The following is a 21,602-nucleotide window of genomic DNA, read 5'->3' on the forward strand; positions in this document are numbered from 1 at the left end:
GTTTTTAAAAACCACTAATTATATTTATATAAAAAAATTTCAGTTCATTATCGCTCATGAGCGATATTAATGAACCGAAATCGATTAAGAGCTTCTTCTTCTTCTTCTTCTTCTTCTTCTTCTTCTTCTAGAAATAAAGAGTTTTAAATGATTTAATATTTTTAAATAATTTTAATTAAGTATTTGATGCTGAACTATTAACAAATGTAAATGATACATTCCCTAAATTAGGAGCAGCAGAGTTTGAATCTGGACCAGAAACAATAATTTTATTTAGTCCTTTAGTAAGTTGTAAACTAGCTGATTCATTAGTAGCTTTTTGGTTTTTATTGAACGATTTTAATTTACTATTCCAATCACCTGAATTTAGATTTTGAAATTTAGCTTTATTACCATTACTTGAAGCATTGTATGATCCTTTTCAAAAAGCTAATCCTCTGTTATCTCCTGAATTAAAGACACCACTAATTTCGTACATGCCATCCTTAGGAGCATTTACATAAAAAGTATAGTATTTAACATTGGAACCATTAGCCCCTCCTGAACCACCAGCGGTACCACCTAAATAACCTATTATATAGTATTCTTTAGTTGGCACATTATTTCCAAGTGTATCTGAATCTAATTTAAAATTCATTTTTTTGATAAAAGTATTGTTTGGAGTATTTTGAACAAGAACTCCATAACCTTTGTTAGCTAACCCATATCCTTTAAGGAAATTAACTGTTATTTTATCTGGATTTTCATTACTAACTTCATTACCAAAAATATCATTATAGACAGCATCAACAGTATCACCAGTTGTAGAGATATAAATATTACCAATCATAGGAGCTTTCTTATTAGCTTCTGTAGTAAATGATATTTTATTCATACCGAATTTTAATCCAGTTAGGTTGATGCTAGCCACTTTTATAGTGTCCACAGCAACACCATTTAAATCAATATTAACTGGATTAGCTTCATTCAATTTATATTTAAGAGAAAGATTAGAACTGCTGACTTGATCAGCTTTAGCTGCTTTAAAAGGGAAGTATAAAGTAGCAGTATTACCACCGTAATATTCAAAATCTAGATCATAACTAGCAGTAGTTATGTTCATTCCATCCTGAGTATCTAAACTATAGATTCAACTAACATTTGTTATTTGAATACTACGTTCTTTAGTTTCGCTATCAATTAATCTATTAGCATATCTTCATTGATATGAATTATTATCGTTATCAAAATCAGATGAAAAAGTTACAAGCTTTTGACTATCTGCTGGAGTTGCGCTATATTTTAAACTACCTTTAAAGTTGGTATTATTAACTCTAAACATCTTAAAAGTTGAATACTGATCAATATTAGATTTCTTGCTATCTAAATTATCTGTCAATTCCACTATTTTATTTTTAGCTTGATCAATAGTATTCTTAGTTAATCCATCATATTGGAGTGTATTTGTTATGATTTGTTCTGCTGTATCATAATAAGTTTTAAAATAACTTCTTATACCGACATATTTATCATCATTAAGTGATGATAATATTGCAGATTTATTATTTAATGTTGTTTTAAGTTCGTTATAAGCTCTAACTATATCTGTATGACCATTATCAAACTCAGTTTTATCAGCTTCAGCCTTGTTAATAGATGATTGTAATGATGCTTTTGCTTCATTAAGTTGTTGCTCTGTGGCGCTATTAGAATTTTTAGTTAATTCAGCAGCATTGTATGCTGATATTAATTCATTTTTAATAACAGAATAGTCTGAATAAGCATCAAGCTTATTAGCTTTAGTTTTAATTAGATTATCTAATTCTGTTCTTGCTTTAGTTACTAAAGCAGATACTCCACCTTCAACCATATGTTCATTGGTTGGATTTTTATCTAGAGTTGGATCAGGTTGAGGCTGCGTGTCTAAATTAGAACTTTTTAGTTGTTCTGATAATTTAATTCCGTTACAGCTAGTAGCTGATAACATAACTATAGATCCAACACTTAATAAACTAACTACTTTTAATATACTCTTTTTATTCATTGTTATATTTCAATCTATTAATTAAATATGCTCACATAGCAAAAAATATAGGCTTACTAAAACCTATGAGCATAACTTTATAATAATTTAGAAATTATGAACATTATTAATAAAAATTATTTAAATATAACAAGATTGTATAGGAACTTCTTCTTCTTCTTCTTCTTCTTCTTCTTCTAGAAACAAAGGGTTTTGATAAGAAAATTGATATTTATTTTAGTTAATAAATAAAAAAGCAAGAAAGTTAGCTTCTTGCTTTTTATAATATTAAATTTTCATTTTTAAAGATTGTGAAAACAATTCTATACTTATTACTAAATGATGTTCGAATAATTATTTTTATAGACTTAATTTTTGTTATTAGATTTATTAAAACCAATAAATTATATTGTTATTAAATTTTCATTTACTAATTAATATATTTTTAATTAAATCTATTTATTTATAGTACAAGATTTTAATTTTTAGCCCCTAGAAGCTGGATTATTTGGTTTTTTATCATCATAAACAAAGGTTACAAACGTAATTCTAGGTAAGAACTTGTAATCATTAGAACCTGATTTAATACCAGCTATGAAAAGATAATTATTCGTTTTCATATGCACTAAATTAGATTTATATTCTTCATTATTTTTAGTTATTTTAGCTATCACATTACCCATCCCTTTTTGATTTTTATCATTTACTCATTGAGAACTTAAATTTGAACTATCCAATAAACTGTATCAAGAATTTAATTTTTCATCAATTTTTCTATCAGTAGTTTTTAGAAATTCATTAATATTATTTCCATCTACGCTAATATTACTAAATACGGTAGGTTTAATAAGTAATGCATTTACTTCACTTTCCTTGCTACCATCATTATTACTAGATGATCCATAATCTTTACCATTTATTTTCCTTACATAAACATTATAATCATATGCATTAGTTGCGATTAATGTTTTTCCGAAAGATAAATTTACTAGAACTCTAAAATTATCGATATCAGAATTACCGTCATAACTTATTCCTAATGGATAAAATACTCATTTTTTATCTTTAATAGTTAAACCGAGTTTTTCGCCATCTACATCAGTGTATTTACTTGGAACTTTTATTGATGTGTTGTCTGTTTCTGTTCCAGTTTCAGATGATGTTTCATTATTCTTTAGAACTAGATCTTTATAAACTTTTACAATGTTCAGAGAACTATTCCTACTATTAATATTGTCTGTATCCCCAAATAAAACCTGAACTACAACATCTGAAGGTTTTACATTAGCTAAAACAATTTTATCGAATTCGATATCTATTCTAGTGTTTTGTTGATTATCTTCAACTGAAGAACCTGTTATCTTAAGTTTTTCTCCACTAGAAGAAGTTAGGATAAGTTCTGCTGAATCATTAGCTTTTCTAATACTTTCAAATTTAACTTTTCCTTCTAATGAAAGCATAAGATTAGAAGTAATATTTGAACTAGCAACCTTGTTTTTAAATAATTCTTTAACTAATAAAGAATTACTATCAATTAGTAGTGGTTTAGCATCATTGATATATTCATCACTATTATCATTAGATTCTGCTAAACTAATAGATGAATTTCGTTGATTAGCCATCATATCAGATGAACTATCAACCATTGAAGAATTAGAACCTAGTAATTCTTCTAAGGTTTTTCATCCACTATCACCTAAGTTTAATAACTTTATAGATTGTTTAGATCCATCTTGGTTTGTTATCTCTTCAGTAGATAACAATGCAGATCTAACTGAATTAGCTAATGATTTAAAACCATCAATAGTAATAGGATTAGAAGTAACAGAATCATTATCTTTGTTGAATTTGATTTTGATCTGAATACTATCGTTATTTTGATTTAAATCTTGAGGATTAGAGACTAGTTCTAAAACTACTTCTCATCCTTCCAGGATAGGATTAGTTTCTATTTCTTTTTTCAGTTTGATATTTTCTTTTTTAACTTCGTTAGCTTTAATATTAGTTTTATCTATTTTGTTTTTAGAATTATCAACTATTACAAAACTATCAGGTGTTAGGGAATTAGCTAACTTTTCGACTTCTGTTTTAGCGTTTTTATTTGTAGTGGTTTTATCTGAATCACTACCACTTTGCCCATCTAGAGATTTAGAAGGTTCTGTTTTAGAACAACTAGCTATAGCTAGCCCAACAAATGAACCTACACCCATTAAACTTAGAAATTTTAAAAAGTTTTTTATCTTCACTTAGACTAAAAATTTATCAAGAAAGATTTGTAGATTTCTATCTATGAATCTTTCTTGTAACTAATATATAAATCAAACAATTAACAAATCAATGGTTGAATTATTTAATTGAACTAATCAAATAATTCAACATATACCGATTAAGAGTTATTAATAATTTTATAAGCTTATTTAGTAATAACTCTTAAATTTATCTTATTTGAAACATTCTAAATTATATTTAATAAAATCAGATTTTGATAAAAAAATTAAATTTTTTTAATCACGTTTTTTGATCGTTCTTATAAAAGTATTAAAAACATTGAATAATAGGTTGTATTTTTTATCAAGTATTGAATAGAAAATATTACTACTTACTAAGTTTTATCTAATTAATTAAATCACCCAACTAAAGCAAGATATATCTAAAGATTTAAATTGATCGATTAAAAATGTATCAATACCTATTTAATGATTTATCTAAAATTATTATGATAAATATAAACAATTAACTAATAAGAAAAATCCCAACTAAGAAGAATCTTTATAGTTGGGATTTTATATTATGATTTGTGTTTAGCTAAATATTGTTTCCAAGTATCTTGATATAAAGGTAATACAGTAAATGATTTAATTGATTTAGGTTTATTAGCATAGAATGAGTCAGTGTAATAACCAACAGCATAAGTGCTAATTGGTACAACCTTAGCTCTAATTAATGAACCACCGTTTAGATCTTCTTCTTGATCACCATAGTTATTATTACAGAAGTAAATATAATCTACATTCCCATTAGCATCAAATTCTGCTCCTCAAATAGACATCGCGTGACCTGGGTATGAGAATCCTACTGCTTTCTTGTTTAAGAAAGCATCTTTTAAGACATCGTTAAAGCGATTAAAGCTTAAACCGTTATAGTCTTCTGTTACATCGTTTGATCGACCTCTAGTTTCTCTATTAGGTTTAGGAGTAAATACATCTTTGAAGTATCCTCCTTTATTTTCATCAATATCTACTAAAAGACCAGATGATCTAGGTTTTCAACCTGATACAAATCAGTTAATTCCGTCATTGATAAATCCACCACGGTCGCTTCAAGCATCACTAAATCTTTGGAAGATCTGGCTTCTACCTTCTTTATTATCATTCTGAATAGATTGACGTTCTGGATAATAAGTTGGAACATTTTTAGATCATTCTGAAGTAGAATTAAGTTTGAAATAAGCATCAATATATTGCTTATTATTGTTAATTCATCAGTGCAATAGATTAGAAGCAGAAGCAGCTCAACATAAGTTGAAATCACGATATTGATCTTCAACTAAAGCAATCTTATTAACATCATATCAACCATATTTCTTATCATAAGGTAATCTGGCTACATCATTTCTAACAATTCATTTTTTCTCAGGATCGTTTTTAAATCCAGGAGCATTTACCCCATAAACAAACATTGTTTTGTTAGCAAAATCAAATTGTTTAGGGTCTTGGTATTCACTGTTTTCTGCTCTTGGGATGTATGTTATACTTTCTTCTTCTCTTGGTTGAGAATTGGTTGATGATCCACCATAAACACTATTAGGTTGAGCATCTCTTAATTGTTGAACTTTAGTTCATAAATTATTAATTAAAGTATGTTCTTTAGCTAATATTTCTTTAATAGATGGAAGAAGTTTGTCTATTGTTTTCTTAGCTTCACTAATCGCTCTATAATCAGAAGCTTGAACTGTATCTAGAGTTAGATTTAAAACATTATAGTTATCTTGCTTAAATCATTGCGCACTTTGAGAGTCACGATAGAAAACACCTTGATTTATTCTTTGTTTATAAATATCATCCTTAATCTTATCTAATTTTTGTTTCTTAGATAAAAACTCTTGTTTTTTCTCAGCGCTAAAAGTTTCATATTCAGCTAATGCTGTTATCACTTTGATTTCATCTTCATTCGTATAACTAGGTTTAGTTAATACATCACGATATTTATTATCAAAATCTGGTAAGTTTTTTTCTAACTCATTTAATCTAGCTTTTAATTGATCAAGTTTAGCTTTAATTGATGCTAAACTTGATTTAACTTCACTAGACAATGAGTTTCATTTTTTTAAAGCAGTATTAATATCATAACTAGAATCTAAAACTTGATCATCCTGAGTTTTATCAATATTCATTAAATCTTTTGTTAGATCGTTAAATAGTTTTAGATTATCTTCACTGCTTAATGCGTTATCTTGATTATTATTGTTGTTATTATTAGATGAATTAGTATTTGTATCTTGATTGCTATTATCTAAAGTTGTTGAACCTAAAGAGCTATTATTATTGCTGTTGTTGCTATCTAAGTTGGCATTATTAGAAACTTCATTAGATGAATTATTATCACCTGAACTAGACCCATTTTCACTAGTACCATTTTGATGATCAGAGTTATTACTATCAATACTTCGTTTATCAGTTAACGCTTTAGTAATCGCTTTTTCAAGGATACCAATCGCTCTTCTAAGATCACTAATTGTAGATTGATCATTATTATAGATCTGTTTAGCTTGATTAAAAGCTTCACGCAATTCAACAACAATTACATTGTATTTAGGTTGGTCGTATTTGCTTAATTCAACTTCTTGATCATCTAAAATCAAACTTAGAGTTTGTTTTTCTAGTTGATAGTTTACATCGTTAGAATAGTTCTTACAAGAAGTAAGTAAGGCTGCTGGAGTTATTAAAGTTCCAAATAGGCTAAATAATAGTTTAGATTTCTTAATATTCATTGTTAATAATCTTAAGTTTTATTTATTAATCTAGGGGTGATTATTTAGTGTTAATAAAAAAATTAATACAAGGAAATATAAATATTCATGTATTAATTTATAAATTCAATCTTAATCTATTCAATCTTTATCTAATAATTATAAATTAAATTTTAAGGATTTCTATTTAATTGCCATAGTTGTTTAATAAGTTTAATAATAAATGAGGTTTATACAATTGTAAATAAATAGGACATTTAACTTTATTTACAGGCATGATTCACAACATCCAGTCTTAGTTAATTTAAAAATGAAAAGATTGTTTATAAATATAAAAATTTATAATATTAACCAATAATAAAGATAGAAAATGAAATTAAGTATTAAAAAAATATTAGTTAACGGATTGCTAATGTTAACATTAGCAGGACCGACGTTATCATTATCATCATGTAAAAAAGAAAATGATGGAATGATAGCCCCCCCCCCCCGAAGGATTCTGATGGCAATAAATCAGGTACTAGTGAAAATAAACCTGTTGAAATAAACGACAAGTTAATAGTTAAATCTAGCGCTGATAAAATTAAGCCTGTTCAAGAAGATGCTGTTCAAATTGACGCATCATTAGATGTTTCTAAAAAAGAAGAAACAGAAGTTGAAAAAACACCTAGACAAAAAGCTATTGAAAAAATTCAGCTATTAATCCAAAAAGTAAATGCCATAGCTGAGAAAAAGGGTGTAACTGCTAAATTAATTAAAATAGCTAAGAAAGCAGCGGTGACAGCGGCAAATAGCCAAATAAATAAAATAAAAAGATTATCAGATCAAGAGTTTGCTAAAAAGAATAATGGCGAAGGTGAATATAACGCTCTTTTAACCAAAATAAGACCTGTACTTAAAAAAGTAAATATTGATGTTGATCAAATTTTAAATGTCGTAGAAGATAAGGTTACTGAAGTAGCTGGGAAACTTTTGCAAGAAAGAAAAACCAAATCATTTATAAAGAAAATGGAAGGTTTTAAAACAGAAATAGTTGATAATTCCATTAAGAAAACTATTGATGATAATATAGCTTGATTAACTGCAGAATTAGAAAACGCTAAAAAAGAAGAAAATGCAGATGATAAATTAAAACAATATAACTCTGAAGATGGTACAGGTAAGTTTTATAACAAATTCACAGAAACTAAAAACTTATACGAAAATGAATTAAGAAAAAGAATTGCTTTTGCAAACAGAATAGAATCATCTAAATCAGAATTCGATAGCACTCAGGCACCAGCTACATTTAACTGATCAAATACAGAACAAAACTTCAAATTATTTGAATTAAGTTCTAAAATGTACGATGATATCACTGCCGGAGAATTCTTTGAACAAACTGAAGATAATCCTTCATACGATACAGTTATTGATACCGAAGAAGTAAAGGGATTAATAACTAAATACAAGAATAAGTTTAAAACTGAAATCGATGCAGGTCGCGGATTATTAAGTGAAGATAAAGCTGCTATGGTTGCTATTGAAGATGTTGATGTAACCACATTACAACCATTAATTACATTTAATGATAACTATACAGCTAAACAAATAGCTAAATGAAACCTTTTAAGAACTAAATTACATTTACCCGCTTTACAAGACGCATCATCAACTTTAAATGCTAATGAAAAAGCTAAATTAATTCTTCAAGGTATTTTAGGATTCACTCGTATAGAATCTAATAACGTTAATGTATCTACAGTTCACAGCTATAACAAAGGAACTGACGAAGTTGTTAAAGCTCACGATTGAAATTATGGTGATATCTACTATAGTTCATTCAGCACTCCTTTAGTAAGTGATGACAATGTTGGTATTACAAGCGATTTCTTATCAACTGTATTATTCAAATCGACTCTAGGTGAAAGAAAAGCTTATAAGAAATACGGTTTAACTAGTGAAGAAAAAGTTAAGGAATGAGGTCATTTATTAGCAGCTTTAGATAAGAACGCTAAATATTACTATGGTGTAGTAATTGCTGAGGAGACAGGAATGAACGAAACTGTACCTCTAAGAACTAATTACAAAGTTTATATAAATGATATGTTCTTTAAGAAATAATATCTTTTAACCTTCAAATATAAAAAACAAAATATGTAAAACACAACCCATTCTAAATAGGGTTGTATTTTTTATGTTAGTAGTAATTATTTTTTGGTTTCTTGTATTATTTAATAATAGTTTATTTTGACCGTTGTAACAAACTTGGGGGTTCTCGTAAAAAGTTATGAGAAACCTTGAGGAAAAGACAAGACAAAACAAACTAGATTCTTTAACAGGGCAATTTGGAAGCGTACATAAAAACGCAGTTTTTTATGGATCGTTGTTTTTTAAAGCATCTCAAAAAGTAACTTCATCCGCAAATCAAAAAAAGAATAGACATGCGAGATACTTTAAAGATGGTTTGTATTTAGAGTACATCGCAAGAGAAGAAGCTGTATCAAAAGAAGATCGCAGTAAGGTTTTCGATATTCAAGGTAACGAAATATCATTAGATTTAGCTAAACAAAAAATGGCTAAATTAGATGATGATCAATTCGTATGAGAAAATGTTTTATCTTTTGATGACAAGACTAAAAAACTGATTGATTTTAACGATAAGAAATCTATAGCTAAACTTATTCAACGTCCGCTTTATGATTTCTGAAAAAGCAATGGAATTAATCCTAAAAATATTGATTTAGTCTTCAGTATTCATCAAAATACAGAACATCCACATATTCATTTTTCTTTCTGAGAAAAAGAAAAAACTTATAAGTTGCGAACTAAAAATGGAGAAGATAGATCTTTCAGAATTAAGGGAGCGCTTAAAAAAGAAACTTTTTTAAAACTTAAACAAGACATCTTCATTAGAATTCTTGAAATTCAAAATGAGAAAAAACTTTATACTTCCGAGTTTGTTGAAATCTTTAAAAACAAACTTGAAAACGGTGTTGTTTCGTTTGAAAACAAAGACTATGCCGATGCCTATAATTGGGTGAAGGAAAATAAATCAACTAAAGAAATTCGTTTCAAAAATTTAACTGAACAAGAACAGGAAATAATCCTTAAAGGAGTTAGAAGTGTATTTAAAACTGACCCTGAACTAGCTAAAATGCTTGATGAGTACTACAAGCAAGCCAAAATTATTAATTCTTGAATTCAAGAACAAATCAAGGAATTCAATGAAAATCATCGTATAGCTACTTATAACGATATAGATGATCCAGAAGATAAGAGTAGCTTGAATTATCATGATCTGACCTATGATAAGTTGAGTGCTGATTTTTTAACAAAAGAATTGAATGCAAAATTCGGAAATGCATTTATTAAAGCTTCTCATAACCCTGGTAGCGATCTTAAAAAGGCTGGAATGGAAAATGAATCATCAGATATTGATAACAATTTTCATAACGGATTTATTGATGGCGGTCATATGGACGATGGTATTAGCGATGCTTTCATTAAATCGCTTCATTTTAAAGCTAAAAAATCAGAAAGTGTTTGGTATAGAAAAACTCTTGACAACAAAACTAGATCTTTATTTGAGAACTCTAGCTACGATGTAGATTTTGATAAATCCAAGAAATTCAAACGAATCAACTATAAGACAAGAAATATGATGCATAACTTTTTCAAAGATAGCTTTGATAAAAGTTCATATATGAATGCTTGATTCTTTGAATGTAGCCAGAGAAAAGTAGTTGAACACTTAAAGCTTCTAAACCAAGATAAATTGGTTTATATGAAAAAAGGATATCGAACGATATCTTAATTTTGCTTTGTAAAAGACCTGAGTAAGTCTATAAACTACTTTAAAAAAGGTATTACATACTATGTTTATAAACTTTTATAATGGAAAGTTTGACGGCAGTCAACTAGACCAATACAATGATCCAACTTGAGAAATTGAAGAGTATGAAAACTCTGAATCTAATAATTCTAAAACTGAAAGAATTTTTAATCCACCTAAAAACGCTATTGTAATAGGGAGTGGAACCTTATCTGGGTCAGTTTACAACCATAAAACTGGAACAACAAGTAAAGGTAGAGAATACGTGAGTTTTTATTTTTCAGTACCTAATCAGGACGGAGAGCTTAAAGAATCTAGCAACAAAAAATTATATCGCGAAAGTGATAAAGATACCGCTAATTTTGGATTCAATGCCTGTGTGTTTGCTAATTCCAAAAATAAAACAATTTTTTATGCCATGAAAGGTTTAAAAAATGGTGAATTCATTCGTATCGATGCGCAAATTAAAGTTAAAGGTAGCAATAAAAAAGAATCAATTGAAGTGTTCTTAGAACCTTTGAAGCTATTAAATAAGTTTGAAAATAAAAAAAACGCGAATCAAGAATCACTTAATAAGACTAGAGAAAACGATGTTTCTGAAACAGATGATTAATAAACTATTATTCCTAGCTTTTGCTAGGTATATCAGAACAGTAATAGTTTTATATAAGTGTAATTCTTATAGTTCTGAAATTACAAATTATGAAAAAAGAAGTTAATAAGAAAGAAAAAGTTCCTGTTAATTATTACAAAGAAGCTTTATCAATTTATCAAAAACAAAAAGAAACAATAACCGACGAAGAAATGGTTGAATTTGAGTTTGTAAATCGTTGAGGCGCTTCTTTCATGTTTGAAGAATGAATGCTATGAATGCCTTTATTAAGAGAGAACGTTAAAGCTCTGGTTTTATTTTCTGTGGTTTTTACAAGGTCTGGTCCAACTAGAAATGAAAAGTTTTGTTATGGAATCAATGAATCTGAATTTGATACTTTTAGAAAGGTTTTTTGCTATAGCAAGAAGGAATTGAATGACAGTTTAGATCTTTTAATTAAAAATAAAATTTTCGGAAGATTCGATAGACCAGATAGAGGTGGTTATGAATATTTTATTGATATGAAATATGTTCAAGACGAAGTAATAAGTAAAGTTCTTGAACAAAGAGCTAAAAAAATAGTTAAGAAATATCATAACCGCATTAAGAAACAGAAAGACAAAAAGAAAGTTAGTTAACTATGAAATTCCTAGATTATTTTGAAGAACAAAAATTTAATAAAATTTCAATATTTATTAATCAAGAAATGATTAATATGCCTGAATTAAAGACATTCAAGCATGTTTGTATATTTGCGGTTCTTTTCTTCTTTCATAAATCAGAGAAGGAGATTATTTTCGGCAATATAAACTTCTTGATATATCTAACCGGTTTAAAGAAAAGTTCTGTATATAAGGCATTAGAAGACTTATCGAAAGCAGGTTTATTAAAAATAACTAAAAATAGCGATAAAACAACCGAATATAAATTGCTTTTATCTAATGAATTAGAAGCTAAATTAAGCTCTAAAAACAATAAATTCTTTTTCTTAAAACCCTGAATGAATAAATTACCTGAGTTAAAAACTTGGTCAATTAGACAAATATTTGCTGTTATATATTCTATTGATTTGTTTAGTTCTTTTGGTCATAGATTAGTGCCTAGAGGATTGATAAACAACGATATTATTTTTGAACTAACTAAGCTTAAAAAAAGATCAGTTTTTGCTTCGATTGACCAACTTAAAAACATTGATTTTATCAAATCAGTTAAGGTTGAAGGAAGGTTCTTAAACAAGGAATTCAACAAGTGATATCGAGGTGAATACGAAAGTTATCAGATCAACAAAGAGTACTTCTTTCAAGAGATTAAGAACGATACAAAACAGTTATTAAGCACGGTAGAATTCGATAAATTAAGTTAATAAAATAGCTTCAAAAAAGCGAACTAAGAGACAAAATAAAAATGGAAAAAGTAAGAAAAAATATATCAGAAAAAATAGTCAATTTTTATCCGATTTTTAGCTTAAAAAATGCTGCTGATTTTAGCTGAATTTTGATATTAAAAAACAACGATTTTTTCCGTATTTTGCACAACTCTTTCCGTATTTTGCACAAGTCATTCCGTATTTTGCACAAGTCATTCCGTATTTTGCACAAGTCATTCCGTATTTTGCACAAGTCATTCCGTATTTTGCACAACTCTTTCCGTATTTTGCACTTTGCTTTTTTTGTGCATATATGTTATTTAAACATATATGCTTTTTATGGATAAATAATTTCTTATAGATTTCTTATAAATTTCTTATAGATTTCTTATAAATTTCTTATAGATTTCTTATAAATTTCTTATAAATTTCTTAATCGAGCAAAATATTTTTAAAAACCACTAAAAATTACCTCAAAAAAATAAACCAAATTTAACTTTGTTTTATGAACCGAAATCGAACCCCAAAAATAAACTTTAAAAAATTTTTTCAAGATACATTGGTAAGCAAAACTCAAAAACTTATCAACAACAAAATCAAAACAGAACAATTGGTTATGAATCTGATCTCTGAAATGACTAATTGTTTCTCAAACGAATTATCAAAAAACGAAATGCTCGACTTCATAATCGATAATCAAAATTTATTTTTTGAAATGTGAAAAACCGGAAAGCATAAAATCACAAAAACTTTTTTCATTAACCTAAAAAACGAAATTAAACCATTGGTTTCTAATTACTTAAAAACCTGCTTTCGAAATTCAAAAAGTTTTAAACAATTCCGATTCGACAATAATTCACAACTATTACTTAAAAACTTGGCTAGAGAGGAAATTTTCAACTAGATAACTTATGAGAAATTTCAAGAAAACTAAACTTGTTGTTTTAATCTTAGTGCTATTTTGCTTAATGGCTTGCGTTACGCTTTCGCTGCTTGTTTCTGTAGCTAAAATGACTATCTACAAGACTGGAATTATAGACCAGATTAAAAATTACTGAAATTGAGTTTTTGGTTCAAGTGTAGGTTTTGTAGCTTCGATATTCTTAGCTTTTACAACGTTCAAGAAATCTTCAACGTTCATCAAAACTAGTGATGAACAAATTCACGGCGATGCTAAATTTTTGATTGACGAAAGAAGAAAACAACCAACTAAACTTTTAGAAAAATTCAATGAAGAATACCCAGATAAACAAATTCCCGCCTTTGTGGCAAGAACTTATCGTGATAAGTCAGGCAAGATAGCATACAATACAATTCTCGCTGATAACAAAAAATCAACAGTTCACACACTTGTTTTAGGTGCTACCGGTTCAGGTAAAACTCAAAGATTCGTATATCCAACTTTGAATTATAACTTAAGGCTAAGTTACGAAAATAAGCCGAATTTATTCGTAATTGACGTAAAAGGGGAAATTTTAGCTAAGTTTAGAGATGAGTTCAAAAATAATGATTACGAAGTTATCGAAGTTAATTTGTATGATCCATTCAAAAGTCATCGCTGAAATCCATTAGCAAGAACTTATAGTTTGTGGTTAGAATATCTGAAATCCAAAAAAGATTCTGAAAAATCTTTAAAACTTAAGACTGAAGTGGATTCAGAAATTAACAACATAGTTGAACCATTTTTTAACCCTAACAAGAAAGGCGAAAACATTGAATGAGTAATGGGAGCTGAAGCGATTGTAAAAGGAGTTATTTGGTATTTGTTAGAATTCTGTTTTGATTTTATAACACCTGAAAAATTCAATCTTCCAAGTATTGCAGGAATAATTTTTAAACAAAAAGAAAATTTACTTGAAGATTTGTTAGAGTGTAAAGATATCAACCCAACAGCAAAATGTTTTGAATTTTTGAACGCTTATTTTATCGAATGTGAGAATGATAAACAACGATCTGGTTATATCAGTTCAGTTGTTACTGGAATGAGTATTTTAACAAACGATGGAATTAAATACTTGTTATCTGATAACGAGTTTAAGTTTAAAACTTTTTTATCAGCAGATAATCACGATCAAAAAATAAAGCCCAGAGTTATTTTCTTTGTCATACCCGACGAAGACACCAGTAGATATAGCCTTGCAACTTTATTCATTAACCAGTTTTACAATACCGCAGTAAAAATATCTAGAAGTTTTGAAACGCAAACTTTGCCAAGAAGCTTATTGTTTATCGGTGATGAATTCTTCAACATACCAAGGGTGAATAATATGCAACAAAAAATTTCAGTAGCTAGAAGTAGAAATATTTTTTTCGCTTTAATATCGCAAAACGATGCTCAAATTAGCAAAATGTACTTAGATGACGCTAAAACAATCAGAGAAAATTGTTCATGCCATGTAGTTTTAAGTATTTCAAGCAGCGACATAAGTTACGCTAAATCTCTAAGCGAATTAATTGGTCAAAAATCTGTTATTTCTAAATCATTCAGTGAAAGTTTAGATAAAAAATCTAGCAAAAATGGGCTAGTTAATAAAGGTTCAGTTTCTTCGTCCTTACAAGCGTTAAATTTAATTAACGCAAACGAAATTTTATCAATGAAATCTCCGTTAGGTATTTTATTGAAAAATAAAACCTTACCTTCAATCATCAAATATAACGCTGCCTTTGAATTCGAGGAAATCAATAAGATTAAATCTACTTCAGAAGGCGTCGGCTTTAAAGAATATAATGAGCAAGACATTAACTACAATATAGACCTAAATTTATCTAGAATTCAAATAAGTGAAAACTATGATAAATTGACATATTTATCTGATAAAAAACAAGGAAAATTGTTTTCAGAAAACAACGATTAATCTTTAATTAAACAATAGAAATTCAGGAGAAAATATTATGAATATTATCGATAAAATGAATTACATCATAATGCAAGTTTTATCATCGACAATGATTCTTCATGATGGCGAGTCAGGAATTGCTAATCCAGATAGCTTTGATTTTTCCAAGCTCGAAGATGGACTTTGAAATTGAGGCGCAAAAATATTAGCATTTTTGTTAGCAATTGGCGGAATTGTCTTCTTGTTTTCAGTTGTTAAGGATGCGATATCAGTAATGGCTTCAGGCAAAGAAGAAGAAAAAGCAGCTTTTAAAAGCTCGTTAGCTTGAAAATTACTTTGTCTTGTTATTTTATTTGCTAGTAGCGGGATTTTAGTTGCTTTAAAAGATATCATTATTGCAGCTAGAGGTTCTTAAGGTTAGGTTATGACAGATTGATTTTCTGAGATATTCTTAAAAATAATTTGATGAATCATAATCTGAGGACCATTGAAAGTAATTCAAGGATTCAGTACAGTTGTAAGCTACTTAGGAGGTTCTCTATCTCTAAGATTGATATTTGGTGTAGATCAAGATTTTAATTTTAACGGGTTTCCAAACGCCTTTTACATCTTAATAGGTGTTGGAGTTGTTGTAGGTTTAATTTTGTTTATATCATCGCTTATAGTTTCAATGGTTGTTCGCGGTAATGACGAAACCTTGAAAATAAAAATAACGAATGGTTTCAAATATGCTTTTATTGGAATGTCTTTAATTTTTTTAATTCCAATAATGATCTTAATTTTTGGTTCTTTTTTAAACTTTCTCGGTATTTATATTCCTAGATTATTTCAACAAGAATCAACTAACCTAGCAGATTTAATGTATTATATCGGCTCACCCGACGGTATAGGTCAAGCTAGAAGTGGTAATTTTGATCCTCCAGAAAACATTGGTAACTGAAATATTATTATCCAGATCATAGCTGTTTTATTTGCTTTGATATCGTTCTTATTGTTAGGAATTCAACTAGTTGTAAGAACTATTGAAATATTCATCTTATTCATTTTTTCTCCAGTTATTGCATTTAGCTCTATGAGTGACAATGGAGGAAGATTAGTAATTCTTAAAAATTTAATTCTGGGAAAATATTTAGCTTTGATGCTTGATGTAATCGGATTTTATATCGGCGTTTATGTTATCACGCAATTACTAGGAATTGTTAGAAGTGAATCATTAGATTGATTTGCATCACAAATCATGCAACTATTTGTTGTTTGCGGAGGATGTTTTATGATGACTGAATTATCGAAATTAGCTAGTGGATTTATAGGTGATCAAGGTTCGCTTAAAGATACCGCAAATAATGTTAAATCTACATTATTTGGTGCTGGAGCTTTAGCCTTTGGCGGATTAAAAATAGCTTCATTAATAACTAAAAATGCGGCAACAAAACCTGTATCTTCTATTGGCAAAATTTTAAGCGGATCTAGAGGTGAAGTTGCTGATGATAAATCAGGAATAATTAACAAATCACTAAATAGAATTGGTCAATCTATTGGTGATAAGAAAAATATTAATCCTGAAACACATACATTCAATAAGCAAATTAAAAATCTTTCAACAAAAAGAAGAGTTGCTTTTGCTCAAGATGAACTGAAATTGCTCAATTCTAAGCTGAAAAACAATCCAGATATATTCACTTCTTCTGACAAGAACAGAATGGAAGTAATAAACAAATGATTAAAAAAATCTGAAACCAAAAATATTAAGAAAAAAATAGATTAAAATGAACAACATAATTCCTAAACCATTTAGAAAACAAAGAAGTAAAATCATTTGAAATTTAAATGTAATTGATATTGCCGTTTTTGTTTTAAACTGTTTAATATCAGCGGGAATAACTTTGTTATTTTCAAATATGTTTGAAAAAACAATTGTTTGAGTAGTTTTTGTTGTTCTAGTTTTATTATTTAACACTAGCTTAATTTGAAGTTATAAAAACTCTTGTAGATATTATGTTCTAATTTATCGAATGTTTTTATTTGTTTTGATAAAAAAACGCTATCAAAACAAGCGACTATTACCTTACAAGAAAATTGTTAGTAAAAATGTTATTGGTGTTAAAGATCTTTTTTCAAAAAAGAAACTAACAAAATACATAGCAGGTCTTGAGATTGTTGGATTAGATATAACTTTATTTGATAGTGAAACAAAAATAAATTATTTAACCAAACTTAAAAATATACTACTTAATAGTTCTAAAAAACTAACAATCATAAAAATCAATTTGCCGGTTAATCTTGATGATCATATTAACAACTACAAACAAAACAAAACAAAAGCTAATAACAAAGTTATTAAACAAGAAATAGATAAACTTATTCTTAAGTTTGAAAATCAAGCTGAAAACTTTGAAGAAGATTCCGGAATAAGATTTTATCTTTTCCTAGAAGCTGATTCAATTGTTGAAGCTGAAAATGAAATTAAACAACTTAGTTATTCATTCAATACCTTACCTCTAACAAACAAAATTTTAGATGCTAATCAAATGGTTAATGTAATTAACAACATCTGGTTTAGCAATAATGAGTTTGGATTAAATGATTCAACTATAAATAAATTCAAAGATGATTTAGGCTTGTTGCTAAACTTTAAGGATCTGAAAGTTAATAACAACTATTTAGCTAATAACGAGATGAAATACAAGATTACTTGTATTAATGAATTACCGATTGAAACAAACTTTTGTTGGTTGAATCAACTAATATCAACTAGTGATGCTACTTGCGTCATAAAACTAAATAATCTTAGTAAATCTAAAATTCGTGATGAATTTAATAAAATCATTACTAACAATAGGGTCAATTTTATTGTTTCTAAACAAAAAAATCATATCCAAAACAAATCCACGCTTTATCAGATTGAAAAACTTAATGAGTTGGCAGATGATATAGCAACTGATATAGATAGTTTAAAATCTTGTCAAATTTATTTTATTCATTACGACTCTAACGAAAAAAATTTATCTAAACAAATCAAAAGTTTTGAAATAGCTCTTAAAGAACAAAAAATTAAATTAAATAATTTAACTTTTTTACAGTTTGAAAGTTTTTGTAATTTACAAATAGGATCTAATACAGTCTTAAAATTGAATGAAATTCAATTGCCAATGAGCGCTTTTAGTTTTGGTTATATGTTTTTAAGTACCAAATTAAACGATTCAAAAGGGATGTACTTAGGAATCAATAACAGTAATAATATCGTATTCTTAGATACATATAAAATTGATCAGACACGTCAAAATCATAATATGGTTATTATGGGGCAGAGTGGTTCTGGTAAATCGACAACCGTAAAGAAAATAGCTAATGACGATATTTTAAGTAATAGAAATGTATTTATTATCGATCCTGAAGGTGAATATAAATGTCTGGCAGATAAATATAATGGATTCTATGTAAATTTCGGTAATGGCGAAAAAGGAAGAATTAACCCTTTACAAATTATATGAAATGATACAGGAATAACTTCTAGAAGCCTAATGATTGAAGATCACATTAATTTTGTAGCCGATTGAATTAGAACGCTATATGATTCTAAAACTATTGATGAAAAAACTTTAATAATGTTTAAAAGAATTCTTAAAGATTTTTATGTTTTTAAAGGTTTTCTAAAATGCGATATTAATCAATTAAAAAACAATGACTACCCAACATTTAGCGATTTAATTATTTATATGAATACTTATAAAGTTAATGAATCTGAAGAATATCAATTTGAGGTTCTTAAAACTTTAATTAAAGATGAATTCGAGAATAGAACCTTATTCGATGGTCATTCAACTTTAGCAATAAATGATATTATCAATGTTTTTGATCTTTATAGTTTATTTCAAAAAGCTAATAACAACTTCAAGCAAGCTCAAATGTTATTAATGCTTAATTTTATACAACAAGCAATTAACAAGAATAATCAACTTAGTAAAAATGATAAAAAGCAAATTAGAATCATTGTTGATGAAGCTCATTTATTGATTGATAAAGACAACCAAAATGGTTTGAACTTTATATTTCAAATGGTTAAGAAGATTAGAAAATATAACGGTTCAATCATCATAATTACTCAAAATCCTAATGATTTTTTAGGTGATGAATCAATTGTTAAGAAAACGACAGCAATTATTAATAATGCTCAATATTCATTCATAATGAAATTATCTCCTAAAGACGTTGATAGCATTAACCGTTTATATGAATCAGTAGGAGGGCTAACCGAAAATGAAAAAAACTTTATAGCTACTGCTAATCGTGGCTATGGATTATTGATATCAAATACATATCAAAGGCAAATAATTAATGTGGATGTATTTGATTTTGAAAGAGATATTTTTAATCTGAATTATGAAAAATAACACTAATTATGTCTAAGAGAAAGAAGAAGAAATTAGCTAAATTGTTATTAAAAAATAACAATGAATATAATAAACAACATCATAATAACCCAAAACCTAAACAAGAAACAAATCAAAATGATTCCGTAATTCTGCAAGCTGAAACAAAACTAAAGGATCCAGTAGAACTGGAGCTAAAAGAGTTAAAAAAGAATGAAGTTATAGAAGATTCAGAAACTGAAAAAATAAATAAAAAACTAACTAAAAAAAGAAAACGTAAAAACCCAACTAAAGCTCCTGATATAACAATTAGGATCGGCGATCAATACTTGTATGATGCTTATGATAATTGAAAAAGGAATTTAAAAAGAAATAATAGCAAAGCTATTATTAACGATGAATTAAATCGTTGTATTAGAAGTTTTTTGTTAAATGAAAACAAGAAACTTGAATACGCTTGATTAGATGAAAATCAAGAAAGAATAATGAAACTATTCAAGGAGATGTGATTAGAACAAAATAAATTCTATTGAGATCGCTTTAATGAGTTAATTGAAATAATGTATTCAGAAGTGGCTGCAACCAAGCTATTAACTATTTATTTAATTAACAACATTGTTGATAAAAAGCAAAGAAGCTTATTAGTTCCGTCCAACCTTGAATTAAATGACGAATGGTTAAAAAAGTATATAGAAACCAAGATTAAATACAAAAGCAAGAACATTAAATAGTTCTTGCTTAATATGTTAAGAGCTAGCTAATTTATCTAAAAAGCGTTTAGAAGGGTAAATTTGCCTAAATTAACGCTTCAGTTAAAAGAAAATTTCATTTTTTCTTCATCTCTGAAAAGAATTTTTCCAAGAAAAAGATTGTTAAAAATTATAGATCTATCATTGTCGTTAATTGAAATTGGTAGTTTTTCATTTTCGGAAGAAAAACCTATTGAAAACTGTAATAGACTTTTTTCGTTTTGAGTAGATCTAAATAAAGTTATATTTTTATTTTTAGGTGAATTAACTTGAATTAAATTTGCTTTATTATTATTCAATGTTAGTAAATTATTTAAATTCTCATATTCAACACTTCTAATAATAAGAACTAAATTTTTTATAAGTTTTTCTTCTTCCATTTTTTCTGATAAAAATATCTGATTTTCATTCGTTGTAGTTTTTCAATCTGATAAAGCATCTTTATTTGAAGAAACAAATGAAAATAAATATCTTTCGTTAGAATGTAAATATTCTTCATTGGAAGTTTTATCCTTAAAATAAGATAAAAAATCTCTTAGAACTTGTATGTCCTTCTCAGAAAACTTCTTTCTTAATACAAGTTTATTATCTGATAAATTGATTAACACATCATTTTTATCAGCGCCTTCTCATTCGGTATTCTTTAAATCTTGTTTTTTAATTTCAACATTTATAGGTTCTTTTACTAAATCTTTATAAATAGTTGGCACTTCTTCAATTGGGCTATTTATTTGTTGCTTAGAACAACTACTTAATAATAAGCTAGGAATAACCAGAGTTAAACACGAACCTAGAAGGTTGAATGAAAACCCAAATTTTCTAAAAATCCTCATATTTTATAACACTTATTACTATTTTAAAAATAAAAAAGGATTGGTTATGAATAAATTTAAAAATATTTTA

14 protein-coding genes are annotated in these 21,602 nt (G+C 27.5%); 10 read left to right on the plus strand and 4 right to left on the minus strand.

The annotated features are described in order from the left end of the window. Window positions 1-175: 175 nt before the first annotated feature. From NMG77_RS02255 to NMG77_RS02265, 3 genes are all read right to left on the minus strand, one after another. On the minus strand, window positions 176-2,023 hold the full coding sequence (locus tag NMG77_RS02255) for a hypothetical protein (protein ID WP_255045622.1): 1,848 nt from the start codon (window positions 2,021-2,023) through the stop codon (window positions 176-178). Window positions 2,024-2,487: 464 nt separating this feature from the next. Continuing rightward, window positions 2,488-4,212 carry a hypothetical protein gene (locus NMG77_RS02260; RefSeq protein WP_255045623.1) on the minus strand — a complete coding sequence of 575 codons (1,725 nt, stop codon included), beginning with the start codon at window positions 4,210-4,212 and terminating at the stop codon, window positions 2,488-2,490. 578 nt (window positions 4,213-4,790) lie between these two features. Then, the gene (locus tag NMG77_RS02265) at window positions 4,791-6,992 is read right to left on the minus strand and encodes an IdeS/Mac family cysteine endopeptidase (protein WP_255045624.1); all 2,202 of its coding nucleotides are present in this window, start codon (window positions 6,990-6,992) and stop codon (window positions 4,791-4,793) included. Window positions 6,993-7,748: 756 nt separating this feature from the next. Here NMG77_RS02265 and NMG77_RS02270 point away from each other — a divergent pair. The 10 genes from NMG77_RS02270 (at window position 7,749) to NMG77_RS02315 (ending at window position 20,681) form a co-directional block, all read left to right on the plus strand. Continuing rightward, entirely contained in the window at window positions 7,749-9,074 is a 1,326-nt protein-coding gene (locus NMG77_RS02270; protein WP_255045625.1) for a hypothetical protein, read from the plus strand. A gap of 166 nt (window positions 9,075-9,240) precedes the next feature. Beyond that, entirely contained in the window at window positions 9,241-10,767 is a 1,527-nt protein-coding gene (gene mobL / locus NMG77_RS02275) for a relaxase MobL (RefSeq protein ID WP_255045626.1), read from the plus strand. Window positions 10,768-10,828: 61 nt separating this feature from the next. Further along, the gene (locus NMG77_RS02280) at window positions 10,829-11,398 is read left to right on the plus strand and encodes a hypothetical protein (protein ID WP_255045627.1); all 570 of its coding nucleotides are present in this window, start codon (window positions 10,829-10,831) and stop codon (window positions 11,396-11,398) included. 89 nt (window positions 11,399-11,487) lie between these two features. Then, a complete protein-coding gene (locus tag NMG77_RS02285; RefSeq protein ID WP_255045628.1) occupies window positions 11,488-12,015 on the plus strand; it encodes a hypothetical protein in 528 nt (175 codons plus the stop codon). 2 nt (window positions 12,016-12,017) lie between these two features. Further along, complete coding sequence (locus NMG77_RS02290; RefSeq protein ID WP_255045629.1) at window positions 12,018-12,740, plus strand: hypothetical protein; 723 nt, start codon at window positions 12,018-12,020, stop codon at window positions 12,738-12,740. Between the two features lie 971 nt (window positions 12,741-13,711). Beyond that, the gene (locus tag NMG77_RS02295; RefSeq protein ID WP_255045630.1) at window positions 13,712-15,598 is read left to right on the plus strand and encodes a type IV secretory system conjugative DNA transfer family protein; all 1,887 of its coding nucleotides are present in this window, start codon (window positions 13,712-13,714) and stop codon (window positions 15,596-15,598) included. A gap of 37 nt (window positions 15,599-15,635) precedes the next feature. Then, window positions 15,636-15,995 carry a pilin gene (locus tag NMG77_RS02300; protein ID WP_255045631.1) on the plus strand — a complete coding sequence of 120 codons (360 nt, stop codon included), beginning with the start codon at window positions 15,636-15,638 and terminating at the stop codon, window positions 15,993-15,995. A 9-nt stretch (window positions 15,996-16,004) separates the two neighbouring features. Beyond that, on the plus strand, window positions 16,005-17,345 hold the full coding sequence (locus tag NMG77_RS02305; protein WP_255045632.1) for an Mbov_0396 family ICE element transmembrane protein: 1,341 nt from the start codon (window positions 16,005-16,007) through the stop codon (window positions 17,343-17,345). Window position 17,346: 1 nt separating this feature from the next. Then, complete coding sequence (locus NMG77_RS02310) at window positions 17,347-19,971, plus strand: Mbov_0397 family ICE element conjugal transfer ATPase (protein ID WP_255045633.1); 2,625 nt, start codon at window positions 17,347-17,349, stop codon at window positions 19,969-19,971. 8 nt (window positions 19,972-19,979) lie between these two features. Continuing rightward, on the plus strand, window positions 19,980-20,681 hold the full coding sequence (locus NMG77_RS02315) for a hypothetical protein (protein WP_255045634.1): 702 nt from the start codon (window positions 19,980-19,982) through the stop codon (window positions 20,679-20,681). A gap of 35 nt (window positions 20,682-20,716) precedes the next feature. Here NMG77_RS02315 and NMG77_RS02320 read toward each other — a convergent pair whose 3' ends face one another. Next, the gene (locus tag NMG77_RS02320; protein ID WP_255045635.1) at window positions 20,717-21,532 is read right to left on the minus strand and encodes a hypothetical protein; all 816 of its coding nucleotides are present in this window, start codon (window positions 21,530-21,532) and stop codon (window positions 20,717-20,719) included. Between the last annotated feature and the right edge of the window lie 70 nt (window positions 21,533-21,602).

The sequence above is a fragment of the Mycoplasma bradburyae genome (genome assembly GCF_024339025.1).
GTDB lineage: Bacteria > Bacillota_I > Bacilli_A > Mycoplasmatales > Mycoplasmoidaceae > Mycoplasmoides > Mycoplasmoides bradburyae.